15 protein-coding genes are annotated in these 22,697 nt (G+C 71.2%); 8 read left to right on the forward strand and 7 right to left on the reverse strand.

Translation table 11 applies throughout. The annotated features are described in order from the left end of the window. The first annotated feature begins 120 nt into the window (after positions 1–120). Positions 121–1,128: an acetylxylan esterase gene (locus ACFO3J_RS10355; protein WP_386428352.1), complete on the forward strand. Its 1,008-nt coding sequence runs from the start codon at positions 121–123 to the stop codon at positions 1,126–1,128. 78 nt (positions 1,129–1,206) lie between these two features. Then, positions 1,207–2,109: an RNA polymerase sigma factor SigF gene (locus tag ACFO3J_RS10360; RefSeq protein ID WP_386428354.1), complete on the forward strand. Its 903-nt coding sequence runs from the start codon at positions 1,207–1,209 to the stop codon at positions 2,107–2,109. A 92-nt stretch (positions 2,110–2,201) separates the two neighbouring features. On the opposite strand, the gene ACFO3J_RS10365 is transcribed toward ACFO3J_RS10360, so the two are convergent. The 7 genes from ACFO3J_RS10365 to ACFO3J_RS10395 all read right to left on the reverse strand — a co-directional run bounded on the left by ACFO3J_RS10365 (position 2,202) and on the right by ACFO3J_RS10395 (position 11,990). Next, positions 2,202–4,007, reverse strand: a complete 1,806-nt coding sequence (locus ACFO3J_RS10365; RefSeq protein WP_386428356.1) for a beta-xylosidase — start codon at positions 4,005–4,007, stop codon at positions 2,202–2,204. After that, positions 4,004–6,010: a glycoside hydrolase family 31 protein gene (locus tag ACFO3J_RS10370; RefSeq protein WP_386428359.1), complete on the reverse strand. Its 2,007-nt coding sequence runs from the start codon at positions 6,008–6,010 to the stop codon at positions 4,004–4,006. The genes ACFO3J_RS10365 and ACFO3J_RS10370 overlap by 4 nt, the downstream gene beginning before the upstream one ends. 45 nt (positions 6,011–6,055) lie before the next feature. Beyond that, the gene (locus tag ACFO3J_RS10375; RefSeq protein ID WP_386428361.1) at positions 6,056–6,928 is read right to left on the reverse strand and encodes a carbohydrate ABC transporter permease; all 873 of its coding nucleotides are present in this window, start codon (positions 6,926–6,928) and stop codon (positions 6,056–6,058) included. Then, positions 6,925–7,899, reverse strand: coding sequence for a carbohydrate ABC transporter permease (locus ACFO3J_RS10380; protein WP_386428363.1), 975 nt, complete (start codon positions 7,897–7,899; stop codon positions 6,925–6,927). The genes ACFO3J_RS10375 and ACFO3J_RS10380 overlap by 4 nt, the downstream gene beginning before the upstream one ends. A gap of 9 nt (positions 7,900–7,908) precedes the next feature. Beyond that, complete coding sequence (locus tag ACFO3J_RS10385; protein ID WP_386428365.1) at positions 7,909–9,168, reverse strand: sugar ABC transporter substrate-binding protein; 1,260 nt, start codon at positions 9,166–9,168, stop codon at positions 7,909–7,911. Between the two features lie 185 nt (positions 9,169–9,353). Further along, positions 9,354–10,379: a LacI family DNA-binding transcriptional regulator gene (locus tag ACFO3J_RS10390; protein ID WP_386428367.1), complete on the reverse strand. Its 1,026-nt coding sequence runs from the start codon at positions 10,377–10,379 to the stop codon at positions 9,354–9,356. Positions 10,380–10,511: 132 nt separating this feature from the next. Next, on the reverse strand, positions 10,512–11,990 hold the full coding sequence (locus tag ACFO3J_RS10395) for an MFS transporter (RefSeq protein WP_386428370.1): 1,479 nt from the start codon (positions 11,988–11,990) through the stop codon (positions 10,512–10,514). Positions 11,991–12,154: 164 nt separating this feature from the next. Here ACFO3J_RS10395 and ACFO3J_RS10400 point away from each other — a divergent pair, with 164 nt between their 5' ends. From ACFO3J_RS10400 to ACFO3J_RS10425, 6 genes are all read left to right on the forward strand, one after another. Further along, positions 12,155–12,895, forward strand: coding sequence for a YoaK family protein (locus tag ACFO3J_RS10400; protein WP_386428372.1), 741 nt, complete (start codon positions 12,155–12,157; stop codon positions 12,893–12,895). Between the two features lie 157 nt (positions 12,896–13,052). Beyond that, positions 13,053–14,423: a glycoside hydrolase family 3 N-terminal domain-containing protein gene (locus ACFO3J_RS10405; RefSeq protein WP_386428374.1), complete on the forward strand. Its 1,371-nt coding sequence runs from the start codon at positions 13,053–13,055 to the stop codon at positions 14,421–14,423. 224 nt (positions 14,424–14,647) lie between these two features. Then, positions 14,648–16,039, forward strand: a complete 1,392-nt coding sequence (locus ACFO3J_RS10410; protein WP_386428377.1) for an EfeM/EfeO family lipoprotein — start codon at positions 14,648–14,650, stop codon at positions 16,037–16,039. Then, positions 16,036–17,295, forward strand: a complete 1,260-nt coding sequence (gene efeB / locus ACFO3J_RS10415) for an iron uptake transporter deferrochelatase/peroxidase subunit (RefSeq protein WP_386428378.1) — start codon at positions 16,036–16,038, stop codon at positions 17,293–17,295. Before ACFO3J_RS10410 ends, efeB begins: the two co-directional genes overlap by 4 nt. A gap of 240 nt (positions 17,296–17,535) precedes the next feature. Next, positions 17,536–19,437 (forward strand): alkaline phosphatase family protein, encoded by a 1,902-nt coding sequence (locus ACFO3J_RS10420; RefSeq protein ID WP_386428380.1) that lies wholly within the window; start codon positions 17,536–17,538, stop codon positions 19,435–19,437. A gap of 412 nt (positions 19,438–19,849) precedes the next feature. Beyond that, positions 19,850–22,486: a discoidin domain-containing protein gene (locus tag ACFO3J_RS10425; protein ID WP_386428382.1), complete on the forward strand. Its 2,637-nt coding sequence runs from the start codon at positions 19,850–19,852 to the stop codon at positions 22,484–22,486. Positions 22,487–22,697 lie beyond the last annotated feature (211 nt).

Here is a 22,697-nt window from a genome sequence, read left to right on the forward strand (position 1 = left end):
CGCGGCTCTCCGGAGGGGCCGCCGCCCGGCTCGGCCGGCCCCTGCCCTCCCGGCGGCGGCCCGGGCCCCGTACCGTGGGGTGATCAACGACCGCCGCCGAGCCGTGGAGGGCACTCCCCGATGGCCGAGTTCGACCTGCCCCTGGACCAGCTCAGGAGCTACCGCAGCAGCTCGGTGGAGCCGGCCGACTTCGACCGGTTCTGGGCGGACACCCTGACCGAGGCCCGCGGCCACGACCTGGACGCGCGCTTCGAGCGGGTGCGCACCGGGCTGCGTACGGTGGAGACCTACGACGCCACCTTCTCCGGCTTCGGCGGCCACCGGATCAAGGGCTGGTTCGTGGTGCCGGCCGGCACCGCCGAACCGCTGCCGCTGGTGGTCGAGTTCGTGGGGTACGGCGGCGGGCGCGGTCTGCCGCACACCCCGCTGCTCTGGGCGTCGGCCGGGTTCGCGTACTTCGTGATGGACACCCGGGGGCAGGGCGGCGGCTGGTCGAGCGGTGACACCCCGGACCCGGTCGGCAGCGGGCCGGCCGCCCCGGGCTTCCTCACCCGCGGCATCGAGGACCCGCACGACTTCTACTACCGCCGGGTCTTCACCGACGCGGTGCGCGCGGTGGAGGCCGCCCGCAGCCATCCGCTGGCAGACGCGGCGCGGACCGCGGCGGTCGGGATCAGCCAGGGCGGCGGCATCACGCTGGCCGTCGGCGGACTGGTGCCCGATCTGCTGGCCATCGCGCCGGATGTCCCTTTCCTCTGCGATTTCCCGCGGGCCACCGCGCTGACCGACCGCACGCCGTACCGTGAGGTGGGTCAGTACCTGTCCGTCCACCGGCGGGCCAAGGCGCGGGTGTTCGCTACGCTCGGCTACTTCGACGGGGTGCACTTCGCCGCTCGCGGCCGGGCCCCGGCGCTGTTCTCCACCGCGCTGGAGGACGATGTCTGCCCGCCGTCAACGGTGTTCGCGGCGTACAACGCCTACGCCGGGGACGACAAGCGCATCGACGTCCACGACTTCAACAACCACGAGGGCGGCGGCCCGTTCCAGCAGGCCAGCCAACTCGACTGGCTGCCGCGCCGGCTCGGCGCCGGACCGGCCGAGGGGTCCGGCGAAGAAATTCCGGACTGAATCCGGACCGAAGTGGAATACGTCCCCGCGGCGGGGGCAGGCGGGCGGCGAACAGTCGGATGAGTGCGAGGCGATGACGTGACCGCAATGGTTCAGCAGTCAGAAGGCACGGACGGTACGGCGACGAGCGAGCGGTGGCCGGCGGCGTCACAGGACGCGACCGGCGGGCTGCCCTGGATCGACGACGCGACGGGCGTGGCGCCGCAGGACGCCCGGGTGCTGTCGCGGCTCTTCTTCGACCGTCTCCAGGAGCTGGAGGAGGGAACCCACGCCTACAGTTACGCGCGCAACACGCTGATCGAGATGAATCTGGCGCTGGTGCACTTCGCGGCGGGCCGCTACCGCAACCGCCCCGCCACCGATCACGAGGAGATCGTCCAGGTCGGGACGATCGGTCTGATCAAGGCGATCGACCGCTTCGACCTGTCCCGTGAGACGGAGTTCACCACCTTCGCGATCCCCTACATCGTCGGCGAGATGAAGCGGTTCTTCCGCGACACCTCGTGGGCGGTGCACGTCCCGCGGCGTTTGCAGGAGCTGCGGGTGGAGCTGAGCAAGGCCAAGGAGGAGCTGTCGCTGCTGCTGGACCGGGACCCGACGGTCGCCGAACTGGCCGCGCACCTGGATCTGGCCGAGGACGAGGTCATCGAGGGCCTGGTGGCGGCCAACGGCTACACGGCCGGCTCCCTCGACACCCCCTACAGCGACGCGGACAGCGGCTCGGACGGCGAGGGACGCACCCTGGCCGACACCTTCGGCGCCTGCGATCCCGCGCTGGAGCTGGTGGAGGACCTGGGCAGCCTGGCCCCGCTGCTGGAGCAGCTGCCCGAGCGCGACCGCAAGCTGCTGCAGATGCGGTTCGGCGAGGAGATGACCCAGGCGCAGATCGGCGAGGAGCTCGGCTACTCGCAGATGCATGTCTCCCGGCTGCTCAGCCGGACGCTGGACAAGCTGCGGGCCGGGCTGTTCGCCCAGGCCTGACCGACACCGACTGATCGAACCCGACTGATCGAGCGTGACGGCCGTGACCCGGAACCCTTCCCGGGCCACGGCCGTCGCGCGTCCGCCCGGGGTCAGGAGCTGGTGACGTCCGCGCGGTCGATCGCAATGTTGTTGCCGCTGCTGGCGCCGTTCTTGCGCCCGCTGTTGGTGATGGTGAGGGTGTGGCTGCCGGCCGCGAGCTGCGCGCTGGTCCACACCGCGCCCGAGGCGTTGCGGGCGGAGGCGTAGTCGTCCACGTCCACCGCGGCCCCGCCGTCCAGGGACAGGGTCATGATGCCCTGGTCGACGTCGCGCACCGCGTACAGCACCACCTTGGTACCGGTGAAGCGGAAGCTCGCCTGGGCGCCGCCGACGTAGGACCAGTTCGCGGTCTGCTGGTACATGTCGGACACGCCGTTGGTGACGCCCCAGTTGGCGCCGTACTGGAAGTGGTTCGCGTCGGCGGGGTTGGTGGCGGTGCCGTCGACCGTCACCGTCTGGTTCACCGGTCCGGTGGAGCCGTTGCCCGGGGTGAGGGTGACGGCGTAGGCGTCGGCGCCGCCGGTGACGGAGACCGGTACGTGCAGGGTGCCGTTGTCCGGGGTCAGGTCGGTGTCGAGCACGGTCACCGGGCCGCCGCTGAGCGGGTTCTGGTCCGGGATGCGCTGGATCTTGGCGTGCACCTTGCCGTTCACGGTCAGCCAGGAGGCCGCGGCCAGGTTCTGGAAGTTCACCGTGGCGGTGCCGCCCTGGCCGGAGTTGTTGCCGATCAGCGCCTTGACCTGGTGGGCGCCGCTGTCGAGGGCGGCGGCGACCGCGGTGCCGCCGTTGGTGCCCGATCCGCCGAGCAGCTTGCCGCTGAGCTGCGCGTAGGCCTGGTAGACGTACCACTGGCCGGTGGGCTGGCCGCCCACCAGCAGGGAGTCGAGGGTGCCGGCGCCGCAGCAGTCGGTCCAGATGGCGTGGGCGGCGGCGCTGACCCCGGAGGCGGAGAGCCGGTCGAGGAACCACGCGGTGTAGGCGGAGTTCTGCTGCTGTGAGAACAGGTACTCGTTGATGGTGAGCGGCAGTTGGGCGATGCCGTGGGCGGACAGCAGGGCGCGGGCGTCCGCCGCGTCGGCCGCCGGGTCGTTGCCGAAGTGCCAGTTGACCACGTTCGGCAGCGTGTTGTCGGTCTTGGTCCGGCCGAGGAAGCCGTCCAGCCAGCCGTGGTTGTAGCCGCTGTAGGACGGGCCGACGATCGGGGCGGACGGCGCCAGCCGGCGGATCTCGCGGACCGCGGTGTCCCACATCTGGTAGTACTGCTCGCTGTTGACGCCCCGCTGCCAGAAGCCGGTCCCGTCGGGCTCGTTCCAGATGTCGTAGCTGACCGGCACCCCGGACGCCTGGACATCGCCGACCAACTGGTCGATGAACGCCTTCCAGTTGGAGCAGTCGCCGTTGTCGCACGGGTAGACGGTGTTGGACGGCTGGGTGGTGTCGGCGCCCCACACGTCGGAGACCAGCAGATGGTAAGTGGCGTGGTAGGCGGAGCCGGTGACCCGGCGGGCCTGGGACAGCGCCGAGTTGATCCGTATCCGGTAGCCGGAGCCGGCCGAGTAGCCGTCGCCCAGCCAGCCGCCGCCGGCGATCCGGGCGCCGCCGCCGCGGAAGAGCTGCGGCTTCAGCGGTTGCAGCAGGCTGTCGGCGGGCGCCGAGCCGTCCTGGCTGAGCCCGTAGAGGAAGCCGGAGCCGACCGCGGTGGGCGCGGCGCCCTGGCTGCCGAGGTCGACGGTGACGGTGGTGTCCGCCGCCGCGGCCGGTGACGGGCTGAGGGTGGCGGCCGCGAGCAGCGCGGTCGCCGCGGCGGCCACCGCGGTCAGTGCTCGGGCGCGCCATCGGGTGTTGAGGGGATTCATCGTTCCTCCCTGACGGAGATGAAGGGATCGGCCTGGTCACGTACGAAGAGGGGGACGGACTCCAGCGGGGCGGGGACGGTGACCCAGCCGCCGCCCCGGTGGACGGTGCCGGCGCCGTGCAGGGTCCAGTCGGCGCCGGCCGGCAGATAGACCCGGCGCTCGCGGGCCCCGGGCCGGACGACGGGGGCCACCAGCAGATCGCGCCCGCACAGGAACTGGTCGTCGATGTCCCAGCCGGTGGCGTCGTCGGGGAACTCCAGCAGCAGCGGGCGGATCAGCGGCAGGCCGCTGTCCCGGCCGGCCGCCAGCTGCCGGTGGATGTAGGGGCGCAGGAGTTCGCGCAGGGCCAGTCCCGAGGTCATGGCCGCCTCGGCGCGCTCGCCGTAGGACCAGATCTCGTTGGGGCCGCCGCCGACCCCGATCGGGCCGTGGAAGATCCGCGGTTCGCGGTGGCCGTGCAGCCGCAGCAGCGGGCAGAAGACCGCGAACTGGAACCAGCGGACCATGAGTTCGCGGTAGTCCTCGTCGTCCGGGTCGCCGCCGTGGAAGCCGCCGATGTCGGTGGTCCACCAGGGGATGCCGCTCATGGCGACGTTGAGCCCGGCCCTGATGGAGTCGGCCAGCGCCTCGAAGGTGGCGGGGATGTCGCCGGACCACAGCGCCACGCCGTACTTCTGGGAGCCGGCCCAGGCCGATCTGACCAGCGACAGCACCTCGGTCTCGCCCTGCTCGGTGAGGTGCTCGTGGACGCCGCGGGCGTGCTCGCGCGGATAGAGGTTGGCGACCTCCGAGCCGGGGCCGGCCGCGTAGCTGAGGTTGTGCGGGTGGCCTGGGCGCATCTCCGGTTCGCACGCGTCCAGCCAGAAGGCGCGGATGCCGAGCTTGTAGTAGTGCTCCTGCAGCCTGTCCCACAGTGCCGCGCGGGCGGCGGGGTCGGTGGCGTCGTAGAAGGCCACCCCGATGCCCTCGGGGGCCTCGTCGGTGTCCGGCCAGTCGCCGTGCTGGGTGACGCCGTTGTAGGTGGCCACCAGCTGCCCGGCGTCGCGCAGTTCGGCGTAGGCGGCCGACAGCGGGCTGACCGACGGCCAGACCGACACCGCCAGTTCGATGCCCAGCGAGCGGAGTTCCTCCACCATCCCGCGCGGGTCGGGCCAGTGGCGGCGGTCGAAGTCCCAGTCGCCGAGGTTGCGCCAGTGCAGGTAGTCCACCACGATCACCGACAGCGGCAGGCCCCGGCGCACGTACTCGCGGGCCACGTCGAGGAGTTCGGCCTGGTCGCGGTAGCGCAGCTTGCTCTGCCACAGTCCGGACGCCCAGCGCGGGAAGGCCGGGGCGTGACCGGTGGCGTCGGCGTAGTGCGCCAGGATCTCGGCGGGGGTGCGGCCGGCCGTCAGCCAGTAGTCGAGCTGCCGGGCGCGGTCGGCGACCCAGCGGGTGCCGTTGGCGGCGAACTCCACCCGGCCGACGGCGGGGTTGTTCCACAGGAAGCCGTAACCGCGGCTGGAGACCGCGAACGGGATGGAGACCTCGCCGTTGCGCTGCTGGAGCTCCTGCACCGTGCCCTTCTGGTCGAAGCGGCCGTGGCCGTGCTGGCCCAGGCCGTGCACCCGCTCGCCGTCGTAGGCGGCGAAGCGCTGCTCGATGCGGTAGGTGTCGCCGCCGGACGCCTCGAAGTGGCGGGCGCCGGGCCACCAGAAGTGCGGCGGCTCCTCGCGCAGCAGTTCCTCGCCGGTGTCGGTGCGCTCCGCGCTGACCAGGCCGTCGTCCGCGGCGACGGTGATACGCAGCAGCCCGTTGGTGAGGGTGGCGTGTGTGTCGTGGACTTCGACGACGGCGGCCGCGGCCGGCGGCGGTGCCTCCAGCGCGCCCGGCAGACCGTCGGTGACGCGGTGCACACCGGCCCGCACCCGGACGCTGTCCGGGCCCCAGGGCTCGATCTCCAGCACATGGTGGCCGTGGCGCCATCTCAGTCGGTTCGGGGTGCGGGTGAACACGGACGGCAAGGGGTCTCCTCGGTCGGGTGGATGGGCGGTCCGAGCGGGTGGGGCTCAGTCCTTGACGGCGCCGCTGGTGACGCCGGCCGCGACATAGCGCTGCGCGACGACCAGCAGGACGGCGGCGGGCAGGGAGGCGATGATGCCGGTGGCCATCACGCTGTTCCAGTCGCTCAGATGCGCGCCGATGAAGCGGTAGATGCCGACGGTGACCGGGGCCCGGTCGTCCTGCGTGGTGAGGGTGACCGCGAACAGGAAGTCGGCCCAGGCGAACAGGAAGGAGAACAGCCCGGCGGTGATCACCGCGTTCCGGGTCACCGGCAGGATCACCGACAGCAGGGTCCTGATCCGGCCCGCGCCGTCCAGCACGGCGGCTTCGCTCAGCTCGGCGGGCACACCGCGCATCGCGGTCTGCAGGATCAGCGTGGCGAAGGGCACGCACAGGGTGGAGTCGGCCAGCACCAGCGCCAGCGGCGAGTTCAGCAGGTGCAGGCTGTTGGCCGCGGTGTAGAAGGAGTTGGCCATCACCACACCGGGGATCATCTGGGCGATCAGCAGCGCGAAGGTGAGCAGCCGGCCGCCGGGCGCGCGCAGCCGGGCCAGCCCGTACGCCGCCGGGACGGAGATCAGCAGCACCACGACGACGGTGCCGGCCGACACCCCGAGGCTGACCAGCAGATGGCCGCCCTGGCTGGACAGCGCGTTGCGGTAGCCCTGGAAGGTGCCGTGCAGCGGGAACCAGGTCGGCGAGCTCTTCACCAGGTCGGTGGAGGGCAGCAGTGAGGCGTTGAGCATCCAGTACAGCGGGAAGAGCATCACCGCCAGGATCAGTACGCCGATGACGGTGTTGGCGGCGCCCCGGCCCCTGCGGGCGCGCCCCGCCGCGAGCGTCGCCGGGTGCGGCCGGCCGCCGGTCGCGGCGCTCATCGTCCGGCCTGCCGCTGCTCGCGGGTGCTGCGCAGATAGACCGCGGCGAAGACCACCGCCACCACGATGAGCAGATTGCCCACCGCGGCGCCCCGGCCGAACAGCAGCTGCTGGAAGGACAGGTTGTAGGCGTAGGTGGTCAGCGTCTGCGAGGAGCCGGCCGGACCGCCCTGGGTGAGGATCATGATCACGTCGAAGACCTTGACGGTGTAGATGAGGCCGAGGGTGAGCACCACCGCGGTGACCGGGCGCAGCAGCGGCAGCGTGATGTGCCGGAACCGGTGCCAGGCGCCGGCGCCGTCCAGCGCGGCGGCCTCGTACAGCTCACCGGGGATGCTCTGCAGGCCGCCGTAGAGGATGACCATGTTGAACGGGATGCCGACCCAGATGTTGACCAGGGTGACCGCGATCAGCGAGTCGTGGGTGCTGGCCAGCCACGGGACCGGGTGGCCGATCAGGTGCAGCTGCGCCAGCACGTGGTTGAGCACACCGGAGTCGGTGTCGAGGATCCAGCGCCAGGCGGTGCCGGACACGACCAGCGGCAGCAGCCACGGCACGAGCAGCAGCGAGCGCAGCGGACCGCCCAGCGGGAAGCGGCGGTTGAAGAACACCGCCAGCGCCAGGCCGATGCCGAACTGGAAGACCAGCGAGCCGGCGGTGAAAACCACGGTGTTGAGTACCGTGCGGCCGAAGTGGCTGTCGCGGAAGACCGCGGTGTAGTTGTCCCAGCCGACATAGGGGGCCACGCCGGTGTAGAAGGAGGAGACCGTGTAGTTCTGGAAGCCCATCCGGATGCTGCCGGCCAGCGGGTAGAGGTAGAAGCCGGCGACGTACAGCCAGGCGGGCGCCACGAAGGCGATCGCCGCCCAGCGGGCCTTGTGGCGGCCGGAGACGCGCGGTGGTGCGGCCGGCCGGCCGGCGGAGGTGTGCTCGGGCGGCCTCATTGCCGCACGGGCCGTGGTGGTGGACATCGGCGCGTCCTAGTTCTTGGCCGAGGACTGGGCCTGGGACAGCGCCGACTTGGGGCTGCCGCCGCCGGCCAGCACCGACTGGATGGCGTCGGCGAGCGCCTGGCTGGCCTTGGGGTAGGCGGTGCCCAGCTCGGTGGTCCTGGCCTTGGCGGTGGCCACTTCCTGGACGAAGGCCGCCATCTGCGGGTCGCTGCCGGCCAGTTGGGCGGCGGCCTGCTGGTCGCTGGGGATGTAGCCCGCGTCCTTGGCCCACTTGGCGCTCTCGTCGTGGCCGAGCAGGCACTTGACGACGGCGACCGCCTTGGCCTCGCGGGCGGAGTTGCTGTGCCCGATGGTCCACACCTCGCCGCCGAGCGGGGTGACCGGCTTGGCGGAGGCGTCGGGAACGGGGATGGGCACCACGCCGAAGTGCAGCTTCTTGTCGGCGTTCAGCGTGGGCAGTTGCCAGGGACCGTTCACCATCATGGCCGCGTTGCCCGCCAGGAACTGGTCGTTGACATCGGCCTGGGTCCAGGTCACCACCGACTTGGAGGTGGAGCCGGCACCCACCAGGTCCTTCCACAAGGTGAGCGCCTGTACGGCCTGCGGGGAGTCCAGTTGCTTCAGGTCGGCGCCGGCCGTCCAGAAGAAGGGCTCGAACTGGAAAGTGCCCTCCTCGTTGCCGACCGCGCTGAACGCCAGGCCGTAACGGGGGCCCGCGGTCAGCTTCTTGGCGTCGGCCTTCAGCTCGTCCCAGGTCTTGGGCGGCTGGAGTCCCGCCTGCGTGAAGAGGTCCTTGTTGTAGTAGAGGGCCAGGCCGTTGACACCGGGGGCTATGCCGTAGGTCTGGCCCTGGTACTGGCCGGCCGCGACGATCGACGGGTAGAGGCCGGCCGTGGTCAGACCCGCGGCGGACAGCGACACCAGGCCGCCGGTGGCGGCGACCTGCTGGAGGTCGGGGTTGTCGATCAGCGCCAGGTCGGGGAGCGAGCGCGCGGAGGCCTGCTGGAGCAGCTTGGGCATGAACTGGGTCCGCGGCACCTGCTGGTGCTTGATCGTCACGCCCACCTTGCCGCCGCACTCGTCGAGGATCGCGGGCAGCTGGGTGTTCTGCGGCGCCGCGTCGTAGTAGTCCATCTCGGTCAGGCTGTCGGTGCCGCCGCCCGAACCGCCGCCGCCGGTGCCGCAGGCGGCCAGCAGCAGGGCGCCCGCCGCGGCGAGCACGGCCGCCGTACCGGGTCTGGTGATCGGGTGCGGGGTACGGGGACCACGGGAGGTCGTGCGGCTCATGACGTGCCTTTCGCGATGATCGAATTGATTCGACAGTGACGTCGGAATATCAGCGGGAGGTGCCTGCCGGGAACCGGCGGGCGGATGGCTGGGGGTGGATGGCCCGGGGTGCGGCCGCCGGCCGGCGCGGCCGCCGGTGGCGGCGGCCGGGGAGGGGGCCGGCCGGGGCCGGGCCGGGAGAGGGGTCAGGCCCGGCCGGCGGTGGCGCGCCGCGGGCCTGTGCTCGCGCGGATCTTGAGGGTGGGGGCCAGCAGGGTGGCGGCCGGCAGTTCCTCCCCCTCGATCCGGCGGGCCAGACTGCGTACGGCCGCCCGCGCCAGTTCCTCGGCGGGCAGCGAGACCGAGGTCAGCGGCGGATCGCACCGCTCGGCCTCGTCGTCCGGGCAGATGGCGATCACCGAGATGTCGTCGGGGACGCGGGCGCCGAGCCCGGCCAGCCGGTCCATCACCAGGGGCAGCGCCCGTTCGTTGTAGACGATCAGCGCGGTCAGGTCCGGCTGCCGGGCCAGCAGGTCGTCCAGCGCGCGGACCACCCCGCCGGGCGCGGCGTCGCAGGCCGCCCAGACGCTGGTCTGGCCGCGGTCGGTCAGCGCGCCGGTCACCGTCTCGCGGGCGTGGATGGCGTAGGCCACGTCCCGTCCGAAGGCCTCGGGCGCCTGCCCGAGATAGCCGACCGCGGTGTGACCGGCCTCGTGCAGCTGCTCGGCGCAGGCCCGGGCGGCCAGCGCGAAGTCGAAGTCGACCCGCGGCAGTCCGTGCGGGTCGTCGGGGGTGCCGACCACCACCGCGGGGCAGGCCAGCCGGGTGAGCAGCGGGATGCGCGGGTCCTGCCGCTGCACCTCCATCAGCATCACCCCGTCGACCAGGGCGCTGGCGACGGCGTCCCTGATGGCCGCCTCGCCGTCGTCGTCGGTGAGCATCAGCACCTTCAGGCCGCTCTCCTGAGCCGCTGTCAGGGCCGCCCAGACGTACGGCATCTGCACCTGGTTGTGCGGGCCGTAGACCATCGGCAGGGCCATGGCGATCACACCGGTGCGGCGGGTGCGGATGGACCGCGCCCCGGCGTGCGGCCGGAAACCCAGCACGGCGATGCTCTGTTCGACCCGCTTGATGGTCTCCGGCGAGATGGTCCGATTGCCGCTGAGCACGTAGCTGACGGTGCTGCGGGAGACACCCGCGTGCCGCGCCACGTCCGCGATGGTCACCGTCATCCGCCTGCTCTCCTCGTGCTCCCGAACCCGCCCGGCAGGACTGTCGAACTGATTCGACTGGGTTCGAATGGCGGTGAACGTAGCACGGCCCCGGGGCGCCTACAAGAGATCGCGCAAGGATCCGCCGGAGCCTCAGCCGGGCTGCCGCGCCGAGGAGAGCGGGGTGGCGATGTCCTCCAGCGAACGGCCCTCGGCCTTCACCGCGAGCACCGCCGCGACCAGCCCGGCCGCGCACATCAGGCCCGCGCCGATACAGAAGGCCAGCACCGTGTCGCCGACCACGCCGGACTTGGTGAGGTCGGCGAAGACCAGCGGACCGCTGATGCCGCCGGCGGCGGTGCCGATGGCGTAGAAGAAGGCGATGGCCATCGCCCGGGTCTCCATCGGGAAGATCTCCGAGACGGTGAGGTAGGCGCTGCTGGCACCGGCCGAGGCGAAGAAGAGCACCACGCACCAGCAGGCGGTCAGCGTGGTGGCGTCGAGTGAGCCGCGGTCGAAGAGCCAGGCGGTGGCGAAGAGCAGCACACCGGAGAGCAGATAGGTGGAGGAGATCATGATCCGCCGGCCGACGGTGTCGAAGAGCCGGCCGAGCAGCAGCGGGCCGAGGAAGTTGCCGGCCGAGATGACCGCGAAGTAGTAGCCGGTGCCGCCGGTGGACACATGGAAGAAGGTGGTCAGGATCGCCCCGAAGCCGAAGGTGATCGCGTTGTAGAGGAACGCCTGGCCGACGAACAGCGCCAGGCCGAGCACCGTGCGCCTGGGGTAGGTGCGGAAGACCGTGCGGGCGATGTCCAGGAAGCCCACGGTCCCGCGCCGGTGGACGGTGATCTCGCCCTCGGCGGGCGGCAGTCGCCGCTGCTTCTCCTTCTCGATGGTCTTCTCCACCGAGCCGACCAGGGCGTCCGCCTCGTCGTCGTGTCCGTGCATGATCTGCCAGCGCGGGCTCTCCGGCACATGCCGCCGTACCAGCAGGATCACCAGGCCGAGGAGCACACCGAGCGCGAAGGTGAGCCGCCAGCCGACGTTCTCCGGGAAGATGCCGGTGTTCAGCGCCACGATCGACAGCAGCGAGCCGCCGATCGCGCCGAGCCAGTAGCTGCCGTTGATGATCAGGTCCACCCGGCCGCGGTACTTCGACGGGATCAGTTCGTCGATCGCCGAGTTGATGGCCGCGTACTCGCCGCCGATGCCGAAGCCGGTCAGGAAGCGGAACAGGAAGAACCACCACGGCGCGAAGGACAGCGCGGTCATCGCGGTGGCGGTCAGATACACCGCCAGGGTGATCATGAAGAGGTTCTTGCGGCCGAAGCGGTCGGTCAGCCGGCCGAAGAACAGGGCGCCGAGACACGCGCCGGCCACATAGAGCGCGGCGGTGATACCGGTGATCTGCGCGGAGGTGACGGCCAGTCCGCTGCCGGGTTCGGACAGCCGGCCGGCGATGTTGCCGACCGTGGTGACCTCCAGACCGTCCAGGATCCAGACGGTGCCGAGTCCGATCACGATCATCCAGTGCCAGCGCGACCACGGCAGCCTGTCGAGCCGGGCCGGGATGTCGGTGGTGACGGTGCCGGCCGGGACGGAGTCCGACGCGGGGGCGGATTGCTGGACCATGGAAGATCACCTCCTTGCCGGTCGGTGTCACTTCGGCCCCCGACCTCGCGCGGCGACCGCTTCCGCCGGGGACGACCGGTCACCATGGTGATGCGACCCGCCGTACCCCGCGCCGTACTTTTGTCCCGGACCGCGGCCGGTACGCCTCCCGGAAGGATGACGCCGTGCGGACCGTCTTTCAGACCACGTTCCGTGAGGCCCGCGGCACCCTGGTCCCCGACCTCGCCGGCCCGCAGGGGCCGCTGCCGCCGCTGCTGCTGGTGCTGACGCTGGTCAGCGGGCTGGTGGACTCCTTCAGCTATCTGGTGCTGGGTCATGTCTTCGTTGCGAACATGACGGGCAACGTCGTCTTCCTGGCCTTCTCGCTGGCCGGGGCGAGCGGCTTCTCACGGATCGCTGCGGGGCTGTCCCTGCTGTCCTTCGTCTGCGGGGCCGCGGCCGGCGGCCGGCTGGCCCTGCGGGTCGTCTCGCACCGGGCCCGGCTGCTGCTGACGTCGGCCACCGTCCAGGTGGTGCTGGTACTGGCGGCCTGGGTGCTGAGCCGAGTGGTGGACCTGCCGCCGCGGGGAGGTGACCGGTGGGCGCTGATCGTGCTGCTCGGCGTGGCGATGGGCATGCAGAACGCGGTGGTACGCCGGCTGGCGGTGCCCGATCTGACCACGACCGTGCTGACGATGACCATCGTCGGCATCGCGTCCGACTCGCGGCTCGCGGGCGGCGCGACGAGCAAGTCGGGCCGGCGACTGCTGTCGGTGCTGGCGCTGTTCGCGGGCGCGCTGGCCGGCGCCGCGCTGGTGGGCCACGGGCACGCGGACCTGTCCCTGCTGATCGCCACGGCCGCGCTGGCGGTGGTACTGGCGGCGCTGTTCCCGCAGCGGCGGTCCGCCCTGGCATGGACCGGGTGAGTCGGCCGGGCTCGGCCGTCAGGGCGCATCCCGGCCCTCCGACGAGGGTTTATTGTGATCACTTGAGATGACAGGAGTCACAACGGGCACAGAGGAAACGGGCATCACTCTCGTGCCCGCACCGCTCCGCCCGATCTACGACGTGTGAGGTTCCGCCGTGCGCCAGCCGAACGTCCCCCCGGTGCCGACGCCCGCCGACACCGCGCCGACGGTCTCCACCGCACCGGCCCCCGTATCGGTGGCCGTGCCGCGCGCCGGCCGCGTCCGCCGGCCAGCGCTGCGCGCCGTCGCCCTCGGGCTGCTGGCCACCGTCGCCGCCTGCGGCAACGGGCACGACGGGACGCCGGGCGCCTCCACCGCGCCCGCGACGCCCTCGACGAGCGCGAGCAGCAGCGCCTCGTCCTCGGCCTCCCCCTCCACCACCGCGAGCGGCACGCCCTCCGTGCCGCCGCCGGCCACCAGCACAGCGCACACCGCGAGTTGCGTGGAGCGGGCGGTCAAAGCGATGTCCCGGGCGCAGCAGGTCGGCCAGCTGTTCATGTCCGCGGTCTCCAGCACCGGCATGACGACCGCTCAGGCGACCGCGATCACCCGCGGGCGGGTGGGGTCGGTGATCCTGTTCGGCCACACCGACGCCGGAGCCGCGTCGGTCCGGCCGATCACCCAGAAGGTGCAGTCGCTGGCCCCGGTGGTCAAGGGCGTCCAGCTGCGGATGCTGGTCTCCACCGACCAGGAGGGCGGCCAGGTCCAGGTGCTCAACGGGCCGGGCTTCAGCGCGATCCCGAGCGCGGTGACACAGGGCACCTGGTCGACCTCCCTGCTGCGCAGCAGCGCGGCGGACTGGGGACGGCAGCTGAAGGGGGCCGGGGTCAACATGAACCTCGCGCCGGTCGCCGACACCGTCCCGCCCGACCTGGTGGACGTCAACGCGCCGATCGGCCAGCTGGACCGAGAGTTCGGTACGAATCCGGCCGCGGTGTCCTCGCACAGCGACGCCTTCCTGGGCGGCATGCTCCAGGCCGGGGTGATCACCACCGCGAAGCACTTCCCCGGTCTCGGCCGGGTGCACGGCAACACCGACCTCGTCGCCCATGTGGTGGATGGCGTGACCACCCGCGACGACCCGTTCCTCCAGCCGTTCCGCAGCGCGGTGCGGGCCGGGACGCCGTTCGTGATGGTCTCGTCGGCCATCTACAGCCGGATCGACCCCGACCATGTGGCCGCCTTCTCCCCCACCGTGATCCGCGGTGTGCTGCGCGGCTCGCTCGGCTTCCAGGGCGCGATCGTCTCCGACGACCTGGGCAAGGCCGTCGCGGTCCTGGACCACACCCCGGCCCAGCGGGCGCTGGACTTCATCTCGGCCGGCGGCAATCTGGTGCTGACCGTCCGGCCGAGCGACATCGTGCCGATGACCGGTGCGGTGCTCAGCCGGATGTCGAGCGACACGACCCTGCGCGAGTCGGTGGACGACAGTGTGCGGCGGGTGCTCACCGCGAAGCTGGACGCGGGGCTGCTGACCTGTGACTGACCTCCCGGAGCGGGCGCGGGCGGCCGCTCCCGGACCGGGCCGGGCAGCCCCGGCGTCCCCGACCAGGGCCGAAAGGGTCAGTTAGGTAACCCTTACAGTGTCGGGTGGGTGAACTGCGGGGGAATTGTGGTTTCCTGGCCGCTGCCCCGGTGGGTGGGGGTGCCGACCCGTGCTTAGCATGAGCGGCACCCACGATCCAGCGCACGGAAATCCGGAGGTCCGGTGTGTCCGCCGAACCCGACACCGAGCCCGAAACCGAGCCCGCCGACGGGGCCGACCGCGAGCCGGTGACCGGCGCCGCGGCCGGCTCGCCCGCCCGGGCCGGCGCCGAACCCGCCACCGAATCCGCGGCCGGCGCCGCGGTCACGGCCGGAGCCGTGGCCGAGCACCCCGGCATACCCGTCCCGGGCCCGCGGCGCCGCACCCGTATCGTCCAGTCCGCGGTCGCGGTGGTCGTGGTCGCCGCCGCCGTCACCGCGACGGTGGTGGCCACCGGCGGCCACTCGCCCGCGCACGGCAAGAACGCGTCGGCGCCGGCCGCCGACGGTCTGCGCCACACCGCGGTGGACGTCTCACCGAGCACCTGCGGCCAGGGCTGGGCCGAGCCGCACACCGGGACGCAGGCCTTCGACCTGCACAACTCCGGGGGGAGCGCCAGCGAGGTCTATCTGACCGACCCCAGGACCGGCCGGATCTACGGCGAGGTGGAGGGCCTGGGGCCCGGCACCAGCCAGTCGCTGGTGGTCGACCTCGGCAGCGGCACGTACGCCTTCAAGTGCGAGCAGGAGGACACCGACGCGGTCACCGGGCCGGTTGTCACCGTGCCGGGCCGGCTGCCGCAGGGTCCCTCGACCCTTCCGGTCACCCAGCACGACCTGATCCCGCCGACCCTGGACTACCAGCAGTGGGTCGGCCGGCGGATCACCGAACTCGCGGCCCGCACCGCGGTGCTGAAGGCCGACATCGGCCGGGGCGACCTCGCCGCGGCCCGCCGCGACTGGCTGACCGCGCACCTGGTCTACGAGCGGATGGGCGCCGCGTACGACACCTTCGGCGACGCGGACGGCGCGATCAACGGCACCGCCTCGCTCGCGCCCGGCGCGGCCCAGGACCCGGGCTTCACCGGCTTCCACCGGATCGAGTACGGCCTGTGGCACGGCGAGTCGGCCGCGTCGCTGCGCGGCCCGGCCGACCGGCTGGACCAGGACGTCGACGCGCTGCGCGCCTCCTGGCCGAGCCAGCGGATGGACCCGGCCGCGATGGGCCTGCGCGCGCACGAGATCATCGAGAACGCCGAGCAGTTCGAGCTGACCGCGCGCACCGACTACGGCAGCGGCAGCAATCTGGCCACCGCGAGCGCCAATATCGACGGCACCCGGGAAATCCTGAACGAGCTCAACTCCCTGCTGGTGCCCCGCGATCCGGGTCTGGCGCAGCTCAACGCCTCGCTGGAGCGGGCCCAGCGCGATCTGGCCGCGCAGGACCGCGGCGGGGTCTGGACCCCGCTGGACAAACTGACACAGAGTCAGCGCGAGCGGATCAACGCCGACTTCGGCGATCTGCTGGAACGGCTCTCGCCGGTGGCGGCGATCTTCGAAGTACGGAGGACGGTATGACCGACACACACGAGCCGACCGGGGCCGGCGATCTGCGGCGGCGCGGCTTCCTGCGCGGCGCGGCGCTGGGTGTGGGCGCGGTCGGCGCGGTCGCCGGAGGCGCCGCCGCACTGGCCGGGGGCACCGCCTCCGCCGCCACCCCGACCCCCTCGGCGAGCCCCCGGCCCGCCTTCCACGGGCCGCACCAGGCCGGTGTCGCCGAGCCGGTCACCCAGTCCACCGCCTTCCTCTCCTTCGATGTCACCGCCACCGACCGGCGGGAACTCACCGAACTGCTGCACACCGTCACCGAGCGGGCCCGTTTCCTGACCACCGGCGGCACCCCCGCGCCGGTGGGCATCACCGACTCCCTGTCGGACAGCGGCACACTCGGCCCGCGGGTGCCCGGCGACGGGCTGATGGTCACCGCCGGTGTCGGCGCGTCGCTGTTCGACGACCGGTTCGGGCTGAAGGACCGCAAGCCGCTGCGGCTGGGCACCATGCCGGCCTTCCCCGACGACGATCTGCGACCCGCCTGGTGCCACGGCGACCTGAGCCTTCAGTTCAGCGCGCCGCACCCGGACACGGTGCTGCACGCGCTGCGCGACGTCACCCGCAACACCCGCGGCGGGATGCAGGTGCGCTGGCGGATGGACGGCTTCACCAGTCCGCCCCGGCCCAGCGGCACCCCGCGCAACCACCTGGGCTTCAAGGACGGCACCGCCAATCCGGACGTAGCCGATCCTGCGGTCGCCGACCGGCTGCTCTGGGTGAACGGCGGCGGCGAGCCGGCCTGGACGACCGGCGGCTCGTACCAGGTGGTGCGGCTGATCCGCATGCTGGTCGAGTTCTGGGACCGGGTGTCCATCATCGAGCAGCAGCGCATGTTCGGCCGGAACCGGGACACCGGCGCGCCGCTGGACGGCGTGCACGAGTTCGACACGCCGAAGTTCTCCCTCGACCCGACCGGCGACATCATCCCGCTGGACAGCCATATCCGGGTGGCCAATCCGCGGACCGCCGCGACCGACGACTCCCGTCTGCTGCGCCGTGCTTACAACTACGACCAGGGCATGGACAGCAATGGCAACCTCGACATGGGGCTGATATTCGTCTGCTATCAGCAGGACCTGGAACGGCAGTTCGCCACCGTACAGAAAAGGCTGGCCGGCGAGCCGCTGGTGGATTACATCTCGCCCTTCGGCGGCGGCTACTTCTTCGCGCTGCCGGGCGTCCGCGACCGCTCCGACTGGCTCGGCAGCGGTCTGCTGGCCTGATCGGGTGTCACACCGCAAAAAGAGTAAAGGCCCAGTCAAGATTTCCTCAGGATTTACTGACCCGGTGTTCACCCGCCCGCCATCAGCGTGCCCCTGTCATGTCGCGAGTCGCCAGAACGATCGCGTTCGACAACGTGCGTGAATCACCTGCGGCACGAGCAAAGCGCCACTTAGCGGAGGCTGAGACCGAATATGACCACCAGTAGCGGTACGGGCACGAGAAGAGGGGCGGTCGCGCGCATGCGAACCGCGCGCTGGGGGGCGTTCGCAGGTGCTGCGGCGCTCGTCCTGCTGGGCGGCGCGGCGCCAGCCAACGCCGCCGCGCCCGACCACCACAGCGGCGACGCCAACACCACCACCCCGATCAAGCACGTCGTCGTCATCTTCGACGAGAACGTGTCGTTCGACCACTACTTCGGCAGCTACCCGGTGGCGGCCAACACCGACGGCACCAAATTCACCGCGGCCCGCCAGACCCCGAAGGCGGACAACCTCCTCAACACGGGCCTGCTGAAGAAGAACCCGAACCAGTACGCGCCCAAGCGCCTGGGCCCCGACAAGGCCGTGACCTGCGACCAGAACCACTCCTACGGCCCCGAGCAGTACGCGGCCAACGGCGGCAAGGCCGATCAGTACGTCCAGAACACCGAGACCAGCACCTGCTCCGGCGGTCTGTTCGGCGAGCCCGGTCTGGTCACGGACTACTACGACGGCAACACGGTCACCGGTCTGTGGAACTACGCCCAGCACTACTCGCTCGGCGACAACTCGTACAGCAGCACCTACGGGCCCTCCACCCCGGGCGCGCTGAACCTGGTCTCCGGTCAGACGCACGGTGTGATCTCGGTCGACCCGAAGACCGGCACCGAGAACCCGAAGCAGACCGCGACGCCGGACGCCTACACGGTGGTCTCGCCCAACGCGAAGGGCGTCGGCACGGTCATCAACGACCCCGACCCGGCCTTCGACGACTGCGCGGACAGCAGCCACACCAGCGCCAACGCGCTGGCCGTGATGCAGGGCAAGAACATCGGTGACCTGCTGAACTCCAAGAACGTCAGCTGGGGCTGGTTCCAGGGCGGCTTCCGTCCCTCCACCGCGTGGGACGGCAAGTCGGGCGACTACGCCAACTGCCAGGGCAACACCCACACCAACATCGGCGGCGCGGCCTCGGTCGACTACAGCGCGCACCACTCGCCCTTCGAGTACTACAAGTCCACGTCCAACCCGCACCACCTGCCGCCCAAGAACACCGCCGAGATCGGTCACAACGGCCAGGCGAACCACAACTACGACCTGACCGACTTCGACTCGGCGCTGAAGGCGGGCAACCTGCCGGCCGTCAGCTTCCTGAAGGCCGCGGAGTACCAGGACGGCCACGCCGGCTACTCCGACCCGACGGACGAGCAGAACTTCCTGGTCAAGGAGATCAACGCGGTCCAGTCGTCCTCCTCCTGGAAGGACACCGCGGTCGTCGTCGCCTACGACGACTCCGACGGCTGGTACGACCACGCCTACGCCAAGCCGCAGAACGGCTCCAAGGACACCACGCTGGCCTCCAACGGCAAGACGACGGACAGCCCCGCCTGCCAGGCCGGCCCGAAGTCCGCGGGCGGCTACGCCGACCGCTGCGGCCCCGGCACCCGCCAGCCGCTGCTGGTGATCTCCCCGTACAGCAAGGTGAACTCGGTCGACCACACCCGCACCGAGCAGGCGTCGATCACCAAGTTCATCGAGGACAACTGGAAGACCGGCGGGATCGGCGACGCGTCCTTCGACAGCCGCGCCAACTCGCTGACCGGCGCGTTCGACTTCCGGCACCCGAACAACAAGCAGGTGCTGCTGAACGCCGACGGTTCGGTGAAGTCGGTCAAGCAGATCAGCACGCAGACCCCGCCGAGCAAGCCCGGCAAGCCCGGCAAGCCGGGCAAGCCGGGTCACGGCGGCTCGTCCTCCGGGGGCTCGTCCTCCGGTGGCCACGGCAACAAGCCGGGTCCTGACGGCAGCACCGGCGAGGTGCTGGCCGAGACCGGTGGCTCGTCCCCGGCCCTGCCGCTCGGCATCACCGCCGGCGTGCTGGTGGTCGGTGGCGGCGCGCTGTGGTACGCCCGCAAGCGCCGGGGCGCCGGCACGGCCGCCTGACAGGCGCTGTGACGGCCTGAACGCCGCTGTCCGAGGGGCCGTCCCGGCAATCGCCGGGGCGGCCCTTCGCGTTGCCCCCAGGGGCGCCGGGGCGACCGCGGGGGTCCCGCCGGCCGGGCCGCGTCTTGCGTTCACCATCTGAAGGCAGGGCCGGTGCCGACCGTACGGCACGACCCGTTTGCCGGGATTGGTGAAGCTTCTTCGTTTTCCGGCCCCGGCTTTGTGCACAACTCTTGACATGGATGAAACACAGGGAGAAACATCTCGGTGTGCGTCGGGAGAGCGCTCTCACTCTCAACCGGAGTGCGTCCGCCCGTAGTTCATGCTGATCACGGCATCTCGCCGTTCCGCCGTCCGACGGCGGGGCGGTCGTCCACTTCTGCCCCCACCTGTGGAACCAGGAGAGTTGCTCATGCTCGCTCCCCCCACCGGTCCGCCCGCACTGAGATCCTCGGTGCTGTCGGGCCGGCGAAATATCGTAGCGGCGGTCCTCACGGCGCTCGTCGCCTCGCTGCTGCTGTTCGTGCCGATGCGCTCCGCGCACGCGGCCGACACCCTGCTGTCGCAGGGCAAGACGGCCACCGCCTCCTCCACCGAGAACGCCGGCACCCCGGCCTCCGCGGCGGTGGACGGCAACACCGGCACCCGCTGGTCCAGCGCCGCCGCCGACCCCCAGTGGCTCCAGGTGGACCTCGGGGCGACCGACACCATCACCTCCGTCACCCTCAACTGGGAGACGGCGTACGCCAAGTCCTTCAAGATCCAGACGTCCGCGGACGGCACGAACTGGACGGACATCTACTCCACCACCACGGGCGCCGGTGGCAACCAGACGGTTTCCGTAAACGGTTCCGGGCGTTATGTCCGGCTGTACGGCACGGTCCGTGCCACCGGCTACGGCTACTCGCTGTGGGAGTTCCAGGTCTTCGGCTCCACCGGCGGCACCACCACCACGCCGCCGGCCGCGGGCACCCTGATCTCGCAGGGCAAGACGGCCACCGCCTCCTCCACCGAGAACGCCGGCACCCCGGCCTCCTCGGCCGTGGACGGCAACACCGGCACCCGCTGGTCCAGCGCCGCCGCCGACCCCCAGTGGCTCCAGGTGGACCTCGGGGCGACCGCCAGCATCAGCCAGGTGGTGCTCAACTGGGAGGCCGCGTACGGCAAGGCCTTCAAGATCCAGACGTCCAATGACGGGACGGCCTGGACCGACATCTACTCCACCACCACCGGCACCGGCGGCGTCCAGACCCTGGCGGTCACCGGCTCCGGCCGCTACGTCCGGGTGTACGGCACCGTCCGCGGCACCGCCTACGGCTACTCGCTGTGGGAGTTCCAGGTCTTCGGCACCGCCGGCAGCGGCGGCACCGGAGGCACCACAACCCCGCCGCCCACCGGCCCCATCCAGGGCGGCGGCGACCTCGGCCCCAACGTGAAGGTCTTCGACCCGTCGACCCCGAACATCCAGGGCCAGCTGGACGCGATCTTCGCCCAGCAGGAGTCCAACCAGTTCGGCAACGCGCGCTACCAGGTCTTCTTCAAGCCGGGCACCTACAACGGCCTGAACGACCAGGTGGGCTTCTACACCTCCGTCTCCGGTCTGGGCAAGAACCCCGACGACGTCCAGATCAACGGTGACATCACCGTGGACGCCGGCTGGTTCAACGGCAACGCCACCCAGAACTTCTGGCGTTCGGTGGAGAACCTGGCCATCAAGCCGGTCAGCGGCACCGACCGGTGGGCGGTCGCGCAGGCGGCCCCCTTCCGCCGGATCCACGTCGAGGGCGGCCTGAACCTGGCGCCGAACGGCTACGGCTGGGCGAGTGGCGGCTACATCGCCGACAGCAAGATCGACGGCACCGTCGGCCCGTACTCGCAGCAGCAGTGGTACACCCGCGACAGCTCGATCGGCGGCTGGACCAACGGCGTGTGGAACATGGTGTTCTCGGGTGTCCAGGGCGCTCCGGCGCAGGGCTTCCCGAACCCGGTCTACACGACGCTGGCCAGCACTCCGGAGTCGCGCGACAAGCCGTACATGTACCTGGACAGCAGCGGCAACTACGCGGTGTTCGTGCCGAACCTGCGCACCAACGCCGTCGGGGTCGACTGGCCGAACACGCCGGGCACCTCGATCCCGCTGTCGCAGTTCTACGTGGCCCACCCCGGTGACTCCGCGGCCACCATCAACGCGGCGCTGGCGCAGGGGCTCAACCTGGTGCTGACGCCGGGTATCTACCACGTGGACCAGCCGATCAACGTGACCCGCGCCAACACCGTCGTCCTCGGCCTCGGCTACGCCACGGTCATCCCGGACAACGGCGTGGACGCGGTCAAGGTCGCCGACGTGGACGGCGTCAAGCTGGCCGGCTTCCTGATCGACGCCGGCACCGGCAACTCGGCGCAGCTCCTCCAGGTCGGCGCGCCCGGCTCGGCGGCCAGCCACGCCGGCAACCCGACCACCATCCAGGACGTCTTCGCCCGGGTCGGCGGTGCCACCCCCGCCCAGGCGCAGACCGCGTTCGAGATCAACAGCAACGACGTGATCATCGACCACACCTGGATCTGGCGGGCCGACCACGGCGCGGCACCGACCGGCTGGACGGTCAACCCGGCGGACTACGGTCTACGGGTGAACGGCAACAACGTGCTGGCCACCGGTCTGTTCGTCGAACACTTCAAGAAGTACGACGTGGAGTGGTCGGGACAGAACGGCAAGACGATCTTCTTCCAGAACGAGATCGCCTACGACGCGCCCAACCAGGCCGCCGTCCAGAACGGCAGTGTCAGAGGGTTCGCGGCCTACAAGGTGGACGACAACGTCACCACCCACGAAGGCTGGGGACTCGGCAGCTACTGCAACTTCACCACGGACCCGACGATCATCCAGGACCACGGGTTCGAGGCGCCCAGCACGCCCGGCGTGAAGTTCCACGACCTGTTGGTGGTGTCGCTCGGTGGGATGGGCCAATACGCCCATGTCATCAACAACATCGGTCCCGGCACCTCGGGGACCGGAACGACGCCGTCGACGGTGACGTCGTACCCGTAACCCCGGTAGCGATCCGCGGGCCGTATACGACGGCGACGCGGTACCGGTAGCAGGCAGCCAGTAGAGAGGCCGCCGTCCCGAGGGGGACGGCGGCCTCTTCGCGTGTGCGCGCACATGGGCCGAAGAGGTCCGAGCTGTGTCCCGGTGTTCGGGATCGCACCTAACCAGCGCCGTTCGCCCGCCACGCACCCCCGGGTAGCGCTGAGTTCGC

The organism is Streptomyces polygonati, assembly GCF_042650325.1.
In the GTDB taxonomy this organism is placed as follows: domain Bacteria; phylum Actinomycetota; class Actinomycetes; order Streptomycetales; family Streptomycetaceae; genus Actinacidiphila; species Actinacidiphila polygonati.